16 protein-coding genes are annotated in these 17,354 nt (G+C 60.6%); 10 read left to right on the top strand and 6 right to left on the bottom strand.

What is annotated here, in order from left to right; genetic code table 11:
• The first annotated feature begins 1 nt into the window (after window position 1).
• From ACIQWP_RS00320 to ACIQWP_RS00310, 3 genes are read left to right on the top strand one after another with little or no spacing between them, the layout of a single operon-like run.
• Entirely contained in the window at window positions 2-985 is a 984-nt protein-coding gene (locus tag ACIQWP_RS00320) for an ABC transporter permease (protein ID WP_402780614.1), read from the top strand.
• Window positions 982-1,713, top strand: a complete 732-nt coding sequence (locus ACIQWP_RS00315; RefSeq protein ID WP_402780611.1) for an ATP-binding cassette domain-containing protein — start codon at window positions 982-984, stop codon at window positions 1,711-1,713. The genes ACIQWP_RS00320 and ACIQWP_RS00315 overlap by 4 nt, the downstream gene beginning before the upstream one ends.
• A gap of 7 nt (window positions 1,714-1,720) precedes the next feature.
• Entirely contained in the window at window positions 1,721-2,476 is a 756-nt protein-coding gene (locus ACIQWP_RS00310) for an SDR family oxidoreductase (protein WP_402780608.1), read from the top strand.
• A gap of 72 nt (window positions 2,477-2,548) precedes the next feature.
• Here the strand turns inward: ACIQWP_RS00310 and ACIQWP_RS00305 are convergent, their stop codons facing one another.
• The 4 genes from ACIQWP_RS00305 to ACIQWP_RS00290 all read right to left on the bottom strand — a co-directional run bounded on the left by ACIQWP_RS00305 (window position 2,549) and on the right by ACIQWP_RS00290 (window position 6,834).
• Window positions 2,549-3,601, bottom strand: coding sequence for an ABC transporter ATP-binding protein (locus tag ACIQWP_RS00305; protein ID WP_402780605.1), 1,053 nt, complete (start codon window positions 3,599-3,601; stop codon window positions 2,549-2,551).
• A gap of 18 nt (window positions 3,602-3,619) precedes the next feature.
• Window positions 3,620-4,504, bottom strand: a complete 885-nt coding sequence (locus ACIQWP_RS00300) for a carbohydrate ABC transporter permease (protein WP_402780602.1) — start codon at window positions 4,502-4,504, stop codon at window positions 3,620-3,622.
• Window positions 4,501-5,403 (bottom strand): carbohydrate ABC transporter permease, encoded by a 903-nt coding sequence (locus tag ACIQWP_RS00295; protein WP_402780599.1) that lies wholly within the window; start codon window positions 5,401-5,403, stop codon window positions 4,501-4,503. Before ACIQWP_RS00295 ends, ACIQWP_RS00300 begins: the two co-directional genes overlap by 4 nt.
• 90 nt (window positions 5,404-5,493) lie before the next feature.
• Complete coding sequence (locus ACIQWP_RS00290; protein ID WP_402780596.1) at window positions 5,494-6,834, bottom strand: ABC transporter substrate-binding protein; 1,341 nt, start codon at window positions 6,832-6,834, stop codon at window positions 5,494-5,496.
• A gap of 233 nt (window positions 6,835-7,067) precedes the next feature.
• Between ACIQWP_RS00290 and ACIQWP_RS00285 the strand changes: the two genes are divergently transcribed.
• From ACIQWP_RS00285 to ACIQWP_RS00275, 3 genes are all read left to right on the top strand, one after another.
• On the top strand, window positions 7,068-8,090 hold the full coding sequence (locus ACIQWP_RS00285) for a LacI family DNA-binding transcriptional regulator (RefSeq protein WP_402780593.1): 1,023 nt from the start codon (window positions 7,068-7,070) through the stop codon (window positions 8,088-8,090).
• A gap of 115 nt (window positions 8,091-8,205) precedes the next feature.
• Complete coding sequence (locus tag ACIQWP_RS00280; protein ID WP_402780590.1) at window positions 8,206-9,234, top strand: hydroxyacid dehydrogenase; 1,029 nt, start codon at window positions 8,206-8,208, stop codon at window positions 9,232-9,234.
• Window positions 9,235-9,285: 51 nt separating this feature from the next.
• Window positions 9,286-10,797 carry an aldehyde dehydrogenase family protein gene (locus ACIQWP_RS00275; RefSeq protein ID WP_402780587.1) on the top strand — a complete coding sequence of 504 codons (1,512 nt, stop codon included), beginning with the start codon at window positions 9,286-9,288 and terminating at the stop codon, window positions 10,795-10,797.
• A 34-nt stretch (window positions 10,798-10,831) separates the two neighbouring features.
• Here the strand turns inward: ACIQWP_RS00275 and ACIQWP_RS00270 are convergent, their stop codons facing one another.
• Window positions 10,832-12,481, bottom strand: coding sequence for an alpha/beta hydrolase (locus ACIQWP_RS00270; RefSeq protein WP_402780584.1), 1,650 nt, complete (start codon window positions 12,479-12,481; stop codon window positions 10,832-10,834).
• A gap of 210 nt (window positions 12,482-12,691) precedes the next feature.
• Between ACIQWP_RS00270 and greA the strand changes: the two genes are divergently transcribed.
• Window positions 12,692-13,174 (top strand): transcription elongation factor GreA, encoded by a 483-nt coding sequence (gene greA / locus ACIQWP_RS00265; RefSeq protein WP_402780581.1) that lies wholly within the window; start codon window positions 12,692-12,694, stop codon window positions 13,172-13,174.
• Here the strand turns inward: greA and ACIQWP_RS00260 are convergent.
• Window positions 13,164-14,078: a LysR family transcriptional regulator gene (locus ACIQWP_RS00260; protein ID WP_402780578.1), complete on the bottom strand. Its 915-nt coding sequence runs from the start codon at window positions 14,076-14,078 to the stop codon at window positions 13,164-13,166. The two genes, greA and ACIQWP_RS00260, sit on opposite strands and share 11 nt — an antisense overlap.
• Before the next feature lie 257 nt (window positions 14,079-14,335).
• Between ACIQWP_RS00260 and ACIQWP_RS00255 the strand changes: the two genes are divergently transcribed.
• The 3 genes from ACIQWP_RS00255 to ACIQWP_RS00245 are packed head-to-tail and all read left to right on the top strand — an operon-like array spanning window position 14,336 to window position 17,345.
• Window positions 14,336-15,460 carry an ABC transporter substrate-binding protein gene (locus ACIQWP_RS00255; RefSeq protein WP_402780575.1) on the top strand — a complete coding sequence of 375 codons (1,125 nt, stop codon included), beginning with the start codon at window positions 14,336-14,338 and terminating at the stop codon, window positions 15,458-15,460.
• Window positions 15,461-15,474: 14 nt separating this feature from the next.
• On the top strand, window positions 15,475-16,566 hold the full coding sequence (locus ACIQWP_RS00250) for a FecCD family ABC transporter permease (RefSeq protein ID WP_402780572.1): 1,092 nt from the start codon (window positions 15,475-15,477) through the stop codon (window positions 16,564-16,566).
• The gene (locus tag ACIQWP_RS00245) at window positions 16,563-17,345 is read left to right on the top strand and encodes an ABC transporter ATP-binding protein (protein ID WP_402780569.1); all 783 of its coding nucleotides are present in this window, start codon (window positions 16,563-16,565) and stop codon (window positions 17,343-17,345) included. Before ACIQWP_RS00250 ends, ACIQWP_RS00245 begins: the two co-directional genes overlap by 4 nt.
• Window positions 17,346-17,354: the final 9 nt, after the last annotated feature.

Here is a 17,354-nt window from a genome sequence, read left to right as displayed (position 1 = left end):
TATGAAGCGGTTTCTGAAAGTCTATCTCGACAAGCCGGAGCTGGCGGGGCTTGCTCTGCTGATTATCCTGATCGTCCTGTTCCAGATCAAGTCGAACGGCGTATTCCTGTCGTTCGAAAATATCCGTGGCATACTGGGGTTGCTTCCGGAAATGGCGCTGGTTGCCATCGGCGTCACCATATTGATGATCTGCGGCGAATTCGACCTTTCCGTGGGGTCGGTCTTTGCTTTGATGCCGATGTCGATGGCCGTCATGCTGAATGATGGCATTCCGTTCAGCCTGGCACTGTTGCTTGGACTGGTGCTCTGCGCATTCATCGGCCTTATCAACGGCTATATCACGTTGCAGTTCTCCATCCCGAGCTTCATTACGACGCTCGGGATGCTGTTCATCGCTCGCTCTCTCACCATCGTTGTCTCGGGCGGCTTCCCTCCGCTTCTGCCTGACGATCTGCCGACCTGGCTGTTCACAGACTATATATGGCAGGGGGCGATCCTGCGCATGTCCTTCCTGTGGTTCGTGCTGATCGCAGTTCTTGCCTCAGCCTTCCTGTCCCTCACCAATTTCGGCAACTGGATACGGGCAGTCGGCGGCTTCAACGAGGCGGCGGCATCGATGGGCATTCCCGTTCGGCGCGTGAAGATCGTCTGCTTCATGCTCTGCTCGATGCTGGCGGGCTTTGCCGGCCTCCTGCAGGTGCTGCGCCTTGGCTCGCCGCTGCCGTCGATCGGTGAAGGATTGGAGTTGCAGGCGGTCGCCGCTGCCGTCATCGGCGGCACGGCGCTGGCTGGCGGTATCGGCACGGTGTTCGGCGCAATCATCGGTACGCTGCTGATCCGCACGATCGACAACGGCCTCGTGCTCTCGCGTGTCGATGCCAACTGGTTCAAGTTCGCGATCGGCATGCTCACCATGTTTGCCGTCATCGCCAATGCCTGGATGGGCAAGATGTCCCGCAAGATCAAGGTGGAGGCGCACAAATGACCCAGCCGATCATCGAGTGCCGCAATCTGCAGAAGTGGTATAGCGGCGTCCATGCGCTGAAGAACGTGTCGCTGACCATCAATCCCGGCGAGTCCGTCGGTCTGGTCGGCGATAACGGCGCCGGCAAGTCGACACTGATCAAGATCCTCTCCGGCGTTCACCACCAGGATGACGGCCAGATCCTGATTGAGGGACGGGAGGTCAATTTCCGCTCGCCGAAGGATGCGATGCATCACGGGCTGGAGACGATCTATCAGTACAATTCCATGGTTCCCACCATGTCGATCGCCCGCAACCTGTTTATTGGCCGCGAGCCGATGAAATGGCGGATCGGCAATTTCGGCATCATGGACCAGAAGCGCATGCGCGACGATAGCGTCAAGGCAATCGCCGACGTCGATCTTCACCTGCGCTCGCCGGATGCGCTGGTGGGCGAGCTTTCGGGTGGTCAGCGGCAGGGCGTGGCGATTGCCCGCGCAATGCACTTCAAATCGAAGGTGCTGATCCTCGACGAACCGACCAACCACCTCTCGGTGAAGGAGACGAACAAGGTCATCGGCTTTGTGCGCGGCCTGAAGGCGCAGGGCCTGACCGGCATCTTCATCTCGCACAATATGCAGCACGTCTTCCAGTCGTGCGACCGGATCGTGGCGATGGCGCGCGGCGAGATCGTTTTCGACCGGCCGACTACGGAAACCTCGATCGACGAAGTTCACGAACTGTTGTGAGGCTCAAATGGCGACACTATCGGGAAAGACGGTTCTGCTGACCGGTGCGCTCGGGACGTTGGGACGCGCTCAAGCGAGCCGGTTGGCGCGTGCCGGCGCCAAGGTACTCATGCTGGACCGGGCCGAACCCGATGCCGGCGAGGCTGTGGCTTCGAAGATCGCCGCTGACGGCCACGGCGAGGTTTTCTACATCAAGCAGGATCTCAACGATCTCCAGTCAAGCGAGATGAGGGTGGCGGAGCTTTCAGAGGCCCATGGGGGTATCGACATCCTCATCAACAATGCGGCGCTCATCATCAACAAGCCCTTCGAGGAATTTTCGCTCGAAGAGTACGAGGATCAGCTGCGGGTCAATTCCTCCGCGGCCTTCGCACTCACGCGCGCCGTCGCGCCGAGGATGAAGGAAAAGCGCTACGGCAAGATCGTCAACTTTTGTTCGCTGACGCTCAATGGCCGCTGGGATGGCTATGTGCCCTATGTGGCATCGAAGGGAGCGATATATGGCCTGACGAAATCGCTCGCGCGCGAGCTGGGGCCGTACGGCGTGCGCGTCAATTGCGTCTCGCCGGGCGCCGTGGTGTCGGAAGCCGAGGAGCGGGTCTTCGGCGACCGGCTGCAGCAGTACAATGACTGGATTATCGAAAACCAGTCGATCAAGGCGCGCATCCAGCCCGCCGATATCGCCGAACTGGTGCTGTTTCTCGTGGCACCCATGTCCGATATGGTTTCCGGTCAGAACATCGGGATCGACGGTGGCTGGTGATGCCGGGCGTGGCCAGCCGCGAAGCAGCCGTTGATGCGCCGATGCAGTTTAAGCAAGGACATCCCAACGCATTCAGGCAATGCAGCGGCTATCCTCATCGAAGAGATGTAGCTGTTCCAGATCGAGTGCGAGGCTGACCGGTTGGCCGACGCGGAGGTGGACATTGCCGGGCAGGCGGACTGTCGTCAGCTCGCCGCCGTCATGTGCGACATAGGCATAGGTGTCCGAGCCGAGCCGCTCGACGACGTCGATCCTGCCATCGATATGGCCGCTTCCGGGCTCCTGAACAGCAATATGCTCGGGGCGAGCGCCGAGTTTTGCTACGCCCGCAGGTACCGGGGATAGTGTCACCAGACCGCCGAAGGCGATTTTCAACCCTTCAACGACCGGCTTCACATCATAGACATTCATCTTCGGCGAGCCAAGAAACTGCGCGACGAAGAGATTGGCGGGTTTCTCATAGAGCTCGATCGGCGAGCCGATCTGCTGGATCTCGCCATCCTTGAGCACGACGATCTTGTCGGCAAGCGTCATCGCCTCGACCTGGTCGTGGGTGACATAAATCATCGTCGCGCCGAGGCGCTGGTGCAGCCTGGCGATCTCGATGCGCATTTCCGCGCGCAGGGCGGCATCAAGGTTGGACAGTGGTTCGTCGAAGAGAAACGCCACCGGATCGCGGACGATGGCGCGGCCGATTGCAACGCGCTGGCGTTGGCCGCCCGACAGCTCCTTCGGCTTGCGGTCGAGATAGTTCTCCAGCCGCAGTGATGCGGCTGCGGCTTGAACGCGCTGGTCGATCTCGGCTCGCGGCGTGCGGGCGACTTCGAGGCCGAACGCCATGTTGGCCCGCACGGTCTTGTGCGGATAAAGCGCATAGGACTGGAACACCATGGACAATGCCCGATCCGCCGGCCCGAGATCGGTGACATCCTCGCCGCCGATCAGGATTTGGCCGGAGGTGACCTCCTCCAGACCGGCGACGAGGCGCAGCAGGGTTGATTTACCGCTGCCGGAGGGGCCGACGAAGACGACGAATTCGCCATCTTCAATCCGTAGGTCGAGCCCGCGGATGATGTCCAATGCACCAAAGGATTTTCTTACATTTTTCAGTTCGATAACGGCCATGTCGGTCTCTCCGTAGCCTCACGCCTTGACGCCGCCGGCACCGAGGCCGCCTTGCCAGAAACGCTGCATGACGATGAAAGCTATGATGACGGGAACGATGCTGATCAGCGCGCCGGCCAGCACAAGGGTAAAGAGTGCGGCGCCGCCGCCGGAGCCGACCGTTGCCGTCGCGTACCATTGCGCAAGGCCGACGGTGACAGGAAAGTATTCGGGCGAGCTCAAGACGACGAGGGGCAGGAAGTAGTTGTTCCAGGTCGCGACGAAGGACAGGATAAGCACGGTGGCAAAGCCCGGCATCAGCAGGCGCAGAGCCAGTGAGAAGAAGATATGGAGTTCACCGGCGCCGTCGACGCGGCCGGCATCGATCAACTCGTTCGGTATGGCATCGTCGGCATAGACGCGCATCAGGAAGACGCCCGGCGGATAGACGAGGGACGGCAGGATGACCGCCCACGGCGTATTGACGATGCCGACCTTCGACATCAGCAGGAACAGCGGCACCACGAGCGCCGTTTGCGGGATCATGACAGCGCCGAGGATGATCGCGAAGATCAGCCGCTTGCCGAAGAACTGGTACTTGGCAAGCGCATATCCGGCCATGGTGGAAAAAAGGGCGGCGCCGATGCCGGCGGTCGTCGCATAGATGATGGTGTTGAACATCCAGCGGGCGAAAATGCCGCCCTGGAAACTGAAGACCTGGCCTATGTTCTCGACAAGCCTGAAGTCGCTTGCAAACCAGAGGCCAAACGTCGTGAACAGATCGTTGTTCGATTTCGATGCCGATACGAGGACATAGAAGAGCGGCAATGCGGTATAAAGCCAGATGACGAACAGGATTGCTGACAACATCCAGCGGTTGCGGCGGAATGACGGGGAACGCTTCGACTTGCCGACGATGGTCATGCGCCGCCCCTGCGGTTGACGATCAGCATGAAGGCATAGGAGATCACGGCCGTCACGGCGCCAAGGAGGAAGGACATGGCAGCTGAATAATTATATTGCTGGTTGGCGAAGGCGAGCGTGTAGGCATAGTAGTTTGGCGTATAGGAATTGGTGATGCTGAGCGGCGCGAGATTGCGTAGCAGATAGGGCTCGGAGAAGAGCTGCAGGGAGCCGATGATCGAGAAGATGATCGTGACGACGATCATCGGTGCAATCAGCGGAAGCTTGACGCGCACGGCATAGATGAGGCTGCTGGCCCCATCCATCGATGCCGCTTCCTCCAGATCCGTGGGGATCGCCTGCAGCGCGGCGTAATAGATGATCATCTGATAGCCGGTATATTCCCAGTTGGCGATATTGGCGATTGACGGAAGTATCGTGTTCGCGCCGAGAAAATTCGGCGCAGGAAGACCGAGCGCATTGGCGAGCTGCGTAAAAGGACCAAAGGCCGGGCCATAGAGATAGCCCCAGATCAGGGTAGCGATGACAGCAGGGACGGCATAGGGCAGAAACAGGCTGACCCGGAAGAAGCTCTTGGCATAGACGGTGCCGCTGTCGAGGATCAGCGCGATGAGCAATGCGATGGCGACCATGCCGGGGATCTGGATCACCGCGAATTTCAAAAGCACCACGACGCCCTGCCAGAATTTCGGATCGCCGAGCGCACGCACGAAATTATCCGCGCCGACGAATTTGGTGCCGGCCACCACCGTCGTCTTGTAGACCGCGAGGTTGAGCGCATAGAGCATGGGGGCGATCAGGAAGGCGATGAACAGCAGCGCGAAAGGGGCGAGGAAGAGAAGGGGCGCCAGTCTCTTGCCCACGCGGCGACGACGTTTGCGCTGATTTGGACCGGCCATTTACATGATCTCCGCCTGCGAAATGTGCCCGCGCCGAGGCGCGGGACACACGAAAGGACATGCGGGGGCCTGCAACCCGCATGCCGATGATCAACCGTTGGAAACGGTATAGCCCTGATCGGAGCAATAGGCGCTGACGCCTTCCTGCAGGCGATCGAAGGCATCGCTGAGCGATCCCTTGCCGCCGATTGAGGCGGAAAGCTCCTGCTGCACCTGGCCGGCGAGGTAATCCTGGAACGGTGCATACTGGAACGAGGAGTCGACGTGCTTGGCGGCTTCAACAAACACCGCGTTGACTGCCTGGCCGCCATAGAGATCGTACTTGTGATTGATTAGCTCGGGGTCGGCGACGAGTTCCTTCAGCACGGGGAAGAGGAACTGCTTGGTGTTCCAGAGACGTGCGGCTTGAGGATCGGCGCCCAGGAAAATCGCAAGCTGGGTTGCCTCCTTCGGATGCTTCGTGGTCTTGAAGGTCGCGAAGGTGGAGCCGCCGAGATTGGCGGAGACGTATTTTCCGTCTTCCCATTGCGGCAGGGGCGCCGCCCGCCAGTGGCCGTTGCTCTTCTTGGCGAATTGCGGAATGAACACCGCACCCCAGGCGCCGGTCATCCACGAGGCGTAAGTGCCTTCGTCGAGGCCGGTGAACCAATCGGTGGTCCAGACGGGCGTCTTGACGCCGACGGCCTTGGCATCGATCAGGTCCTGCCAAAAGGCGGCCCATTTCTTCGCGATGGCGTCATTCAGGTTGAGCTTGAGATCGGTGCCCTTCAGCTCGAACGGCATCCATCCAGCCTGCGCCAGGAGCGCGATGACCCAGCCGCCATCGGCCGTGCCGCCGAAATTGGTGAGGAAAGTATCCGGCGATGCCTTGCTCAGCGCCTTCGAGCTTTCGGCAAAGGCCGCCCATGTCTTCGGCACTTCGATCTTATGCGCATCCAGCACGTCGGCGCGGTAGAGAATACCCATCGGACCGGAATCCCACGGGATACCGTAAACGGCGTTGCCGTCGGACGCGGATGCCCAGGTCCAGTCGATGAACTTGTCCTTGACGTCGTTGGCACCGTACTGGCCCATGTCGAGCAGTGCCTGCAGCTGGCGGAAGCCCGGAATATTGGTGAACTCGACCTGGCCGACATCGGGAAGGCCCGTGCCTGCCTGAATGGCATTGCGCAGCTTGACATACTCGGCAGGTCCCTGACCGGCATTTTCGAGCTTGACGCTGATATGCGGGAAAGCCTTGGTGAACAGATCGATCTGGGACTGCGTGTCCGGCGTCCAGGCCCACATCGTCAGCTCGACTTTTTCCTGTGCGACGGCTGGCGCACCCATGCCCGAAAATGCGGCGGCCGCGGCACCTGCACCGGCGGCCTGCAGCAATTGGCGTCGGTTCAATGCGATCTGGCCGAGGTCTCTTCTTATGTCGTTGGTCATTGCATGTCCTCCCACATCCGGCGAAAGCGCTCTCTCGAAGATCGATCCTTTCGCGATGACGGGCAATTCATCACGCGCAATTTGCGTTGTCAATTGCGCAATTTGCGAGATTATGCAAAATATATCGCAATTTTCGTGTACTTGACCATGACTGAGACGTTGATATCGGCGCGCGGGGATGGATTTCCTGCGGGAATCCCATGATCATCGGGAAAATCTGAAGGGTAAAGAATTTGACTCGTTCACCGAAATCCAACGCAAATCAGCTCGAAATTGCCAAGGCGGCCGGCGTTTCGGTCAGTACGGTCTCTCGCGCGCTGTCCGATGCCCGCGGCATCAGCGACGAGCGCCGCATGCAAATTCGCAAGATTGCCGAGGATGCCGGCTATCTCGGGCGCGCCCGGAGTGCTGCCGAGCCGACCAGGCATTTGCGGGCTTACGTGACGGGTAGTCTTGCCACAGGCGGCCTGGCCCCGTTCTACGAAGCGGTGATCGGGGGCTTGCGCGATAATGCGCGTGATAGCGGCTTCAGCCTGTCGATCCGTATGGTGGATGAGACGTCGCTGGGTCCGGAGCGCATGGCGCGCGACCAGGAGAAGGAGGAAGCGAATGCGACGATCTTCGTCGGCATCGATCTGACCGATGATCTGGCCCGCTACTTCCTGACCGGCAGTCACCGCGCGATACTCGTCAATGGCTACGATCCGGACATGCGCTTCGACTGCGTGGCGCCGAACAATTTCTATGGCGCGCGCATGGCCGGACGGGCCTTGCTTCGGGCTGGTCATAGGAAACTGCTTTATATTCATGATCATACGCGATGGACGACCACGCAGCGCCGCCGTGGATTCTATGCTGCTCTGGAAGACTATCCCGACGCGTCGGCGACCGCGATCGGCGTTGCCAATGGCGTCGATACGGCCTTGCTTGCGGAGGTGGAGCGCCGTGTGAAGGGCGAGGCGGATTGGACCAGCGTGTTCTGTGCCAATGACATGGCTGCGTTCCGGTTGATGAATGCGCTGGAAGCCGTGGGGCTCGGCGTACCCGGCGAAATTTCGGTGATCGGCTTCGACGATCTGCCTTATGCCGCGATGATGCATCCGCGATTGACGACGATGCGGGTCAACTGTTTCGAGATGGCCCGTCAGGCTATTCTGCTTGCGCAACGTCGCATTTCCGAACCCGACGCCATGCCCGTCCAGCTCGAATGTGCGGTCACGTTGCAGGCTGGAGCGACAATTACGCAAATTGCGTAAATTTTTGAAATGTGCGTAAATCTATTGCGTGATTTGCGTTTCTATGCGATCCCTCGCGCTCATGGCGTGATTGCCATTCAGCGTCTGCGGACAGAGCGCCGCCAGGAGTTCGTTGTTGTCGTCGCCACCAGTCATCAGTGCCCCGAGACTTAGCTTCGCTTTTGGCCCGCTCGGCATAGACAAGCTATTTTCCGCATCGGACCAGGCACGGCTCGAGAAGCATTGCAGCATCGTTTCCCGGGAGCCGCTGCAGGAATTTGAAAGCGATGCTGCACGCTACCGACTTGCGGATACGGATATACTGGTCACGGGGTGGGGCTGTGCTGCCATCGACGCTTCCGTATTGCAGGCGGCACCGTCTCTGACGCTCATCGCGCATGCGGCAGGATCGGTAAAGCATCTCATCGGGCCGGCGGTCTTCGAGCGGCAGATCGCGGTGACGAACGCGGCGGCGGCCAATGCCATTCCAGTGGCCGAATTTTCGCTGGCCGCCATCCTGTTCGCCAACAAGGACGTCCTGCGCTTCCGGCAAGTCTACGCGCAGCAACGGCGTTCCCTGGAGATGCATCAATCCTTCGATGGCGACAGCGGCAGCTGGCACAAGAAGGTCGGCATCGTCGGCGCTTCGCGCATCGGCCGTCGCGTCCTCGATCTTCTGCGTCCGCATGATATGGACATCCTGCTTTTTGATCCAATGATGGGTGCAGCAGAGGCCAAGCAGCTGGGCGCGGAACTGGTTTCGCTGCCGGAATTGATGAGCGAGTGCCAGACGGTATCCTTGCATGCGCCGCTGCTGCCGACGACGTGGCACATGATCGATGCCGACATGCTTGCGCGCATGCGCGATGGCGCAACGCTGATCAATACCGCCCGAGGCGGTTTGGTAGACCAGACTGCTTTGGAGGCGGAGCTGATAAGCGGCAGGCTCTTCGCCTTTCTCGATGTCACCGAGCCGGAGGCTTTGCCGGAAAATTCGCAGCTCTACGATCTGCCGAACGTCGTTCTGACGCCGCATGTCGCCGGCGCGATCGGCAATGAGCGCCAACGTCTCGGCCGGCTCATTGTCGACGAGATCGAACGGTTTGTCGCCGGCAAGCCGCTGCAACATAGCCTGACCCTGGAAAGTCTGCACCATCAGGCCTGAGCTGCCGGATCGTGATTGAGACTCTGGAATTTTAAGAGTGAGGACAGCCAAATGACCGCATTTCCCTTCATCGCACCTCGTCTGGACAATCCGCGACTTCTGCAGCAGCGTCGTTACGGCATGGTCATCGCCGGCAAATCGGTTCAGGCTCTTTCGGGAGAAACGATCGCGCGTGAAAGCCCGGCACATCCAGGCCACGTCGTCAGCATCATTCCGAAAGGAAGTCGCGCGGATGCCGAGGCGGCAATTGCCGCTGCGCGCCGAGCCTTCGACAATGGTCCCTGGCCGAAAATGACCGGTGGCGAGCGTGCCCGTATCATGAACCGCGTTGCGGACCTGATCGAGGCGAATATCGAGGAATTGGCGACAATCGAGGCGCTCGAGGTCGGCAAGGCCATCAACCAGGCGCGCGGGGAAACGGGCTTTTCCGTGAGCCTCTGGCGCTATGCGGCGGGGCATGCCGAGGGACTGGAAGGCGAGGCGCACAGCGACCTCGGCCCGAATACGCTCGGGTTTATCCTGCGTGAGCCCGTCGGCGTCGTCGGCCTGATTACGCCATGGAACTTCCCGCTTTTGATCGGCTCGGAGCGCATTCCCTGGGCGATCGGCGCCGGCTGCACCGTCGTCATCAAGCCGAGCGAATTCACGTCGGGATCGACGATCCGCATGGCCGAGCTTGCGCTCGAAGCCGGCCTGCCCGAGGGTGTGCTGAACGTCGTGACCGGATACGGCGCCGACGTCGGGCAGATCCTGGCGGAACATCCTGACGTCGACGTCATCAATTTCACCGGGTCGCAGCGCGTCGGACGGGTGATCGGCGCGCTTGCCGGCCAGAATATCAAGAGGGTCGGGCTGGAGCTTGGAGGCAAGGGGCCGCAGGTGGTTTTCGCCGATGCCGATCTCGATGCCGCCGCGGCAAAGATATCGGGCGGGGTCTTCCACTGCTCAGGCCAGGTCTGCATTTCCGGCAGCCGGCTGATCGTGCATGAAAGCATCGCAGACACGCTCCTGGAAAAGGTTCGGGCGGTGGCAGCGAAGATCGTCACCGGCGATCCGCTGGACGATCGGGTTGATGTCGGCGCCCTGATCCATCAGCCGCATCTCGACAAGGTTGCCGGCTATGTGGCGCAGGGGAGGGCTGACGGGGCGAAGCTATTGATGGGCGGCGACAGACTGGGTGAGGCCGGCGCTTTCTACGCGCCGACGATCTTTACTGATGTCAGCCGGAACATGACGATCGCACAGGACGAGATTTTCGGTCCGGTCTTGACGACCTTCCGTTTCAAGACGGCGGAAGAGGCGATCCGCATGGCGAACGATACGCCCTATGGGCTGTCGGCCTGCGTCTGGTCGACGAACCTTTCGACAGCCTTCCAGGCCATTCGACGCATCAAGGCAGGCCGTACCTGGATCAACGGCATGGGCGATGGTGCGCCGCAGCTGGCGATCGGCGGCTACAAGCAGAGTGGCGTGGGTCGCGAACTCGGCCGGCACGGCTTCGACGAATATTCGGAGCTGAAAAGCGTCCATGTCACGCTTGCGGATTTTTCCGGCCTGGCGTGATCGTCGCCATTGCGGGTGTCCGTTTGTTCAGGCTCTAGTTCGCCATCCCGAAGCGGGCGGCAAAGAGCGACTTCAGGCGTGTCAGATCCTCCGGGGAGATTTGCGCATCGGTCAGCGATACCCAGCAATCGATATAGTGCTGCGGGGCATAGATGTGCCCGTAGCCGATCGGAGATGTCGTCGCGATCATCATGTCGAAGAGCAGCTGGAGCATGGTGACGACTGGTATCCAGGTGAGTTCCGGCGAGACATCAGGCCCGCGCGGCGCCTTCATCCACTCCGGCTCGCGAAAAGCGGAGGCAGCATCGAAGAACACCACCGGATCGCTTGCATATTGCAGATAGACGACCCGCAGCGGCCCCCAGGGAGCGGCGAACTGGTCCGGCGCGTGCTCCTGGTTGGCGAAGCGGATCACGGAACCGTCGCGAAATTTTGGCAGCCATTCCGGCGTGCCGGGGCTTCGCGCTGATGTCGCTGCCTTCCATCTGGCGCTGCGGAAGGGAGGGCCGCTCCAGAGGGCGCCGTTCACGGGGTCGCCGATGACATTGTAGATATCGAGCGATAGCTGCGAGTTCATCGCGCCGAGGCTCAGGCCGTGCAGATAGAGCTTGGGTCGCTTGTCTCGCGGCAGTTTCGACCAATAGCCGTAGACGGTGTCGAACAGGTCCGTTGCCGTTTCCTCGCCTTGTTGCGGCTCGAACAGCAGCGACATCCAGCTGGTCAGATAGGAATATTGCACGGCGACGCTCGCGACATCGCCATGCTGCAGATATTCGAGCGTGTCCATGGCGGCGGGGTCTATCCATCCCGTTCCGGTTGGCACGATCACAACCAGCATGGAGCGATCGAAGGCGCCCTGTCGTATCATCTCCTTTAAGGCGAGCGTCGCGCGCTCCTTGCTGGTTTCGGCATTGTTCAAGCCGACATAGATGCGAAGCGGCTGCTTTGCCGGCGTGTTCCAGAAGCTCGAGATATTGCCGGCGCCAGGGCCGGATGTCACGAAATACCGGCCCTGGCGTCCCAGTCCTTGCCAGGCAACCAGCGAGGCGGAGCTGCCGGTCTTCATGTCGCCCTTCGGCATGGCCTGGTCGTCTTCGATCAGAGCGTCCGCCTGCTTGAATGATGCGTCGGCAGCGTCGAGCGCGAGCCGGAGCAAGATACCCTGGCCGATCGACCAGAACAATGCAACGGCAAGCAGGGCGCCGATCACCTTTGAAAGCCGGCTCGGCACCACGCGCGCGAGCCATTGCGAAAACAGCAGGCAGGCGACACGGAACAGACGGCCGACGACGAGCGTGACGAGAAAAGTCAATGCCGCCACGGCCGCAAGCCAATAGGGGTCGGCGCTGGCGATCGGCGGCATCTTCCACAAAATACGGATCGAGTTCTGCCAGAAGGTCGCGTGCCAAAGTGCCGCCAGGCAGAGTAGCAGGCACGCAATGCCGATCGACCAGCGAGCCGGTCTCAGCGATCGCTTGGGAATAGGCAGCTGCAAATAGATCCAGAGCCAGGTCAGCGCCGTGCCTATCATATAGCCGGCGCCGGCACTGATGCCGGAGAGCATGCCTTGCACGAGATAGGAACGAGGCATCAGGCTCGGCGTCAGCGAAGCCGCAAAGAAAATGAGGCCCAGAACCATGCCGAGGAGAGAGAGGGAGCGGAACAACTCCTTATCTAGGCGCATGGCGATCCTTCATTGTGGCTTTGGCACGGGTCGATATTGCCCGTAGGACGTGTTGCGGTTTGGCGCGATGCTACGCAATGGCATGCCGAATGCCAAGAAATCTCCGTGAACATATTCATCACGTCGCGGCGATCGGCCATTGTATTTCACCCGGTTTGACATCTGGTCTATAGTGTAGGGCTAATTTGCCGGTAGGAATGGAGTTTGAAATTGAGCACCGCGTTCATGAAGGAAGAGAGTGCCGAGACGGCCGCGGAAACCGTGCTGCCCGAGCGGACTGTTTCCCTGCATCCGAACCTTGTGACGGATGCAGGCTTGAAGGCTCTCGAACTGCAGCTTCAGGACGCGCGCAAAGCCTATGAAACGGCGAGCATCATCGAGGATATCAACGAGCGTCGGCGGCAGACTGCCATCCCGTTGCGCGATGCGCGCTATTTCGCGGAAAGGGTTCGCACTGCCGAAATCGTGCCGGCACCTGGCTCGTGCGACATTGTCGCCTTTGGAAGCACGGTGACCTATAGCCGTGAGGATGGCCGTGTGCAGAAATATCGCATCGTCGGAGAGGATGAGGCAGATCCCAAGTCGGGGTCGATTTCCTATGTCGCCCCTGTGGCGAGGCTTCTTATGGGCAAGGCGGTCGGCGATGTCCTGACCCTCGGCAAGGAAGAACTGGAAATCACTGCTATCGAATAGGAGCCGGCTTCTCGCGCGATCCGGCGGCGCTGTGGATCGCGTCACGCAACCAGATATGCGCCGGCTGGGAATCCAGTCGCCGGTGCCATCGCATGCAGGTCGTTATTCGTGGTGAAGCAAAGGGAAGCTCGCTGATCGCCAGGCCGGAGCCGTGGCAAACCGCTTCGGCGATGGGTCGTCTCATGGGTATGTACATATCCTGCTCATGCAGGACGGCGGTGCATCCAAGCAAGGGCACGGAATGCTTCACTTCGCGACGAACCTGCCGCTCTGCAAGCCAGCGATCGAGAAAGCCGATGTCGTCTCCTGCGGATGACAGGTTCAGATGCGGCCTGCCGATCAGCTCTTCCAGGGTCATCGGATCTTTCGTCGCACGAATTTGCGCCCGATGGACGACGACGAAATCATCGCTGCTCAGCTCTTGTGAGGCGAAGCGTTCGCGGTCCTCGCCGGGACGGCCGATGAACAGGTCGAGCTCGGACGCGTCGAGCATCGGGTCTATATCGATCGTGCCGCTTGGCCGCAGATTCAGTGAGATCCCCGGTGCGGCGGCACCCACCACGGCCACGATTTTCGATGTCAGCGCGATTGCGGAGCTATTGTCGAGCGCAAGCTTGAACTGCTGGCGCGAGGCCACCGGTTCGAACGGTCCCGATTGCAAACCGAGTTCGAAATAACTCAGGGCCTGCCGGATGGGCTCGGCAAGCTGTTCGGCGCGGGATGTCGGCAGCATGCCCTGGGCCGAGCGCACGAAAAGATCGTCGCCAAGCGCGTGGCGCAGGCGCGCCAAGGCATGGCTGGCGGCAGGCTGGCTCATTCCAAGGCGTTGCGCGGCGCGCAGGATATTGCGCTCCCGAAAGACGGCATCGAACACGCGCAGGAGATTGAGATCGATACTGTTCATGTTGGGGGACTGCATGCTGGTCGACCGTTCTTATGTGCTTCGCTTCCGCAACATGCACATTTGCAGAGAAAAGTGGAGGGCAAAATTCATATTATGCATGTCGATATGACGAGGTTTCAGTTCCCCGCCTGCGAGGATTGATGCAAGAGACGCGCGATCTGGCAAGTCGCGGCTTGGTGTGTTTCACGCCGCTCCCGGCCGCCGACCGATCCGCACGGCCACTTTGATCTTTTGAAATATTCACCAAGGAGTTCTTGATGACGATTGCCGACTCGCTGCTCAGGGCGCTGCGTATTGTTGCTCTCATGTCGATCAGTCTGGTTCTGCCTGCAATCGCGCATGCGGCTGAGGTGACCGATGTGCTTGGCCGTAAGGTCAATGTCCCTGACCATGTCTCGCGCATCGTGCTCGGCGAGAGCCGGCTGAGCTACGCTTTGGCCTTGCTTGACCGCGATAATCCGTTTCAGCGGATCGTCGGGTGGCAGAATGATCTGCGCAAGCTCGATCCGCATACGTTCGAGACCTACAAGAAGGCGTTTCCAGCCGTTGCCGATATCGCCGTCATCGGCGAGACCTCCGAAGTGAGCGTCAGCGTCGAGACCATTCTGGCGCTGAAGCCCGATCTGGTGATTTTCAGCGTCGCCGGCGAAGGACCGAAGGCCCACAGCCCGATTGCGGAGACGCTGGCGCAGGCCGGTATCGCCGTACTCTATGTCGATTTTCGCGTTTCCCCCATCGAGAACACGCCGAAGAGCATCACCGCCATCGGCGCGGCGATCGGCCGTCAGGCGGAGGCAAAGGAATTTACCGATTTCTATGCCCGGCATCTCGGCTTGATTACCTCGCGCGTTGCCGCCCTGAAGGATGAGCAGAAGCCGAGCGTTTTCGTCGAGCTTCTGGCGGGCGTTTGGCAGGCGCCGGGTCACACGACAGGCAATGGCGGGCTCGGGCAATTCGTCTCGGCGGCCGGCGGACGCAACATTGCAGCCGGCGTTGTGCCGGGGGCGATCGGCGATGTCGCGGTCGAATATGTTCTCCATGCCGATCCCGACGTCTATATCGCCACCGGCAACCGCGCTCCCGGTCTGCTGTTGGGCGCGGGCGTGGACAAGGAAATGGCGCAAAAGAGCCTCGACGCCGTTCTTTCGCGCCCTGAATTCAAGGAGCTCCGCGCGATCCGCGATCACAGGGCTTATGGTCTTTGGCACGACTTCTACAATTCGCCTTACAACATCCTGGCCATAGAGGCTCTGGCGAAGTGGATTCATCCGGAGCTGTTCAAGGATATCGATCCGGCCCGCACACAGCAGGAGATGGCGAAATCGCTGCTCGCCATCGACAATGCCGGCACCTATTGGGTTGAGCTCGGCGCCACGAACTGACGGGATATCGACGGATGGATGCTCCTGTAGCTTCCCGGAACAAGCACGAAGCCGAAGAGACCTCCGGCTTCGTCGGCACGCAGCTCGCCTATCGCAGCCTGGTGGTCCGGCGCATTGTCATCATGGTCCTGCTGTTGGCACTTCTGCTGGTGTCGTTCGGCTATGATGTCGTGACGGGCTCGTCCGGCATGAGCGCGACCGATCTCCTTCACGGGATTTTCCATTCGGGAGATCTATCGCCCACCGACCGCGTCATCATCTGGAATGTTCGCTTGCCCTTTGCGCTCATGGCCGTGCTCGTGGGTGCTTCGCTGTCGCTGGCCGGAGCGGAAATGCAGGTCATCCTCAACAATCCGCTCGCCAGCCCCTTCACGCTCGGCGTTGCTTCGGCAGCGGCTTTGGGGGCATCGACAGTCATCGTCTTTCATCTCGCGCTTTCCTGGCTGCCTTATAACTGGCTGGTCTCGCTTGCCGCTTTCATCTTCGCCTTCGGTTCAGTGCTCCTGCTCGATGCTCTCTCGCGGTTGCGGGCCGGCAGTATGGAGACTATGGTGCTGCTGGGGATCGCCTTGGTCTTCAGCTGCAACGCCGTGATCCTGCTGTTTCAGCTTATCGCGACGGAGGATGTGCTGCAGCAGCTCGTCTTCTGGTCGGTCGGCAGTCTTGCGCGGGCTAACTGGGACAAGGTTGCCGTTCTCGCGGTTACCCTTGCGGTGGTCATGCCCTTGTCCTTCGGCTCTGCCGGACAGATGACGGCATTGCGTATGGGGGAAGAGCGCGCGATCAGCTTCGGCATCGACGTCGTGCGGCTGCGCTATCTCTCACTGCTGCGGGTGAGCCTGCTGTCGGCCATCGCCGTCGCCTTCGTCGGGACGATCGGCTTCATCGGCCTTGTCGGGCCGCATATCGCCCGGCTTCTGGTGGGTGAGGACCAGCGTTTTACGCTTCCTGCCAGCGCACTGATCGGCGCTCTCCTGCTATCGCTTGCATCGATTGCGAGCAAGACCATCCTGCCAGGGGTTGTCGTCCCCGTCGGCATCGTCACGGCGCTTGTCGGGGTGCCCCTATTCGTTGTCCTGATCTTCAACGGGAAGCCGGGCCGATGACGGATGACAAGGTCGGTCTCGTCATTCGCGATCTCACCGTCGCCTACGGACGAAAGAGGGTGGTACACTCTTTCTCGCTCGGGCCTCTTCGGCGCGGCGAGGTTCTGGCGCTTCTCGGGCCGAATGCGGCCGGTAAGTCCACCTTGCTGCGTGGTATCGCCGGCCTCGGTTCGGCTTCCGGGCAGGTTCGTCTCGACGGTATCGATCTCGCCCGTCTCTCGAGGGTCGAGCGGGCCAAGAGGATCGCCTACATGCCGCAATCGCAGCCGCCGGGCATTGGGCTACCTGTCATCGAAGCTGTAGTGAGCGCCTGCAGCGGCATGTTGGGCCGCCAGGCTGCCATGCGGGAAGCCTACGACGCTCTCGAGCGGCTCGGGGCTGACGAGCTTGCCATGCTGTCGCTTTCGGAGCTTTCCGGAGGCCAAAGACAGATGGTTGCGCTTGCTCAGGCGATCGTTCGTCGTCCCGAAGTGCTGCTGCTCGACGAGCCGACCAGCGCGCTCGATCTCAAGCACCAGATTTACGTCATGGAATGTGCGGCGGCGCTTGCGCGCGAACGGGGAACGATCGTGCTCGCCGTGCTTCACGATGTCCCGCTGGCGCTTCGATATGCGGATTCCGTGGCGATGTTGAAGGACGGTTGCCTGAAGGTTCATGGCCCAGCCGAGGAGATCGTCACGCCAGAGCTTCTTGCCGACGTCTATGGGATCGAAGCTCGGGTCGAGCGCTGCAGCCTTGGGCGCATTCAGATCATGGTCGACGGGACGCTGGCGCGGTAATCCTGCGGC

The organism is Rhizobium sp. NPDC090279 (genome assembly GCF_044769665.1).
Lineage (GTDB): Bacteria > Pseudomonadota > Alphaproteobacteria > Rhizobiales > Rhizobiaceae > Rhizobium.
This window is presented reverse-complemented; position numbering and strand designations above follow the sequence as displayed.

What these genes read in the sequence shown, in the direction of transcription:
- ACIQWP_RS00315 (WP_402780611.1), top strand. Translation starts at nt 982, where the DNA reads ATGACCCAGCCGATCATCGAGTGCCGCAATCTGCAGAAGTGGTATAGC.
- ACIQWP_RS00290 (WP_402780596.1), bottom strand. Translation starts at nt 6,834, where the DNA reads ATGACCAACGACATAAGAAGAGACCTCGGCCAGATCGCATTGAACCGA.
- ACIQWP_RS00320 (WP_402780614.1), top strand. Translation starts at nt 2, where the DNA reads ATGAAGCGGTTTCTGAAAGTCTATCTCGACAAGCCGGAGCTGGCGGGG.
- ACIQWP_RS00255 (WP_402780575.1), top strand. Translation starts at nt 14,336, where the DNA reads ATGACGATTGCCGACTCGCTGCTCAGGGCGCTGCGTATTGTTGCTCTC.
- ACIQWP_RS00310 (WP_402780608.1), top strand. Translation starts at nt 1,721, where the DNA reads ATGGCGACACTATCGGGAAAGACGGTTCTGCTGACCGGTGCGCTCGGG.
- ACIQWP_RS00270 (WP_402780584.1), bottom strand. Translation starts at nt 12,481, where the DNA reads ATGCGCCTAGATAAGGAGTTGTTCCGCTCCCTCTCTCTCCTCGGCATG.
- ACIQWP_RS00275 (WP_402780587.1), top strand. Translation starts at nt 9,286, where the DNA reads ATGACCGCATTTCCCTTCATCGCACCTCGTCTGGACAATCCGCGACTT.
- ACIQWP_RS00250 (WP_402780572.1), top strand. Translation starts at nt 15,475, where the DNA reads ATGGATGCTCCTGTAGCTTCCCGGAACAAGCACGAAGCCGAAGAGACC.
- ACIQWP_RS00295 (WP_402780599.1), bottom strand. Translation starts at nt 5,403, where the DNA reads ATGGCCGGTCCAAATCAGCGCAAACGTCGTCGCCGCGTGGGCAAGAGA.
- ACIQWP_RS00305 (WP_402780605.1), bottom strand. Translation starts at nt 3,601, where the DNA reads ATGGCCGTTATCGAACTGAAAAATGTAAGAAAATCCTTTGGTGCATTG.
- ACIQWP_RS00300 (WP_402780602.1), bottom strand. Translation starts at nt 4,504, where the DNA reads ATGACCATCGTCGGCAAGTCGAAGCGTTCCCCGTCATTCCGCCGCAAC.
- ACIQWP_RS00245 (WP_402780569.1), top strand. Translation starts at nt 16,563, where the DNA reads ATGACGGATGACAAGGTCGGTCTCGTCATTCGCGATCTCACCGTCGCC.
- ACIQWP_RS00260 (WP_402780578.1), bottom strand. Translation starts at nt 14,078, where the DNA reads ATGAACAGTATCGATCTCAATCTCCTGCGCGTGTTCGATGCCGTCTTT.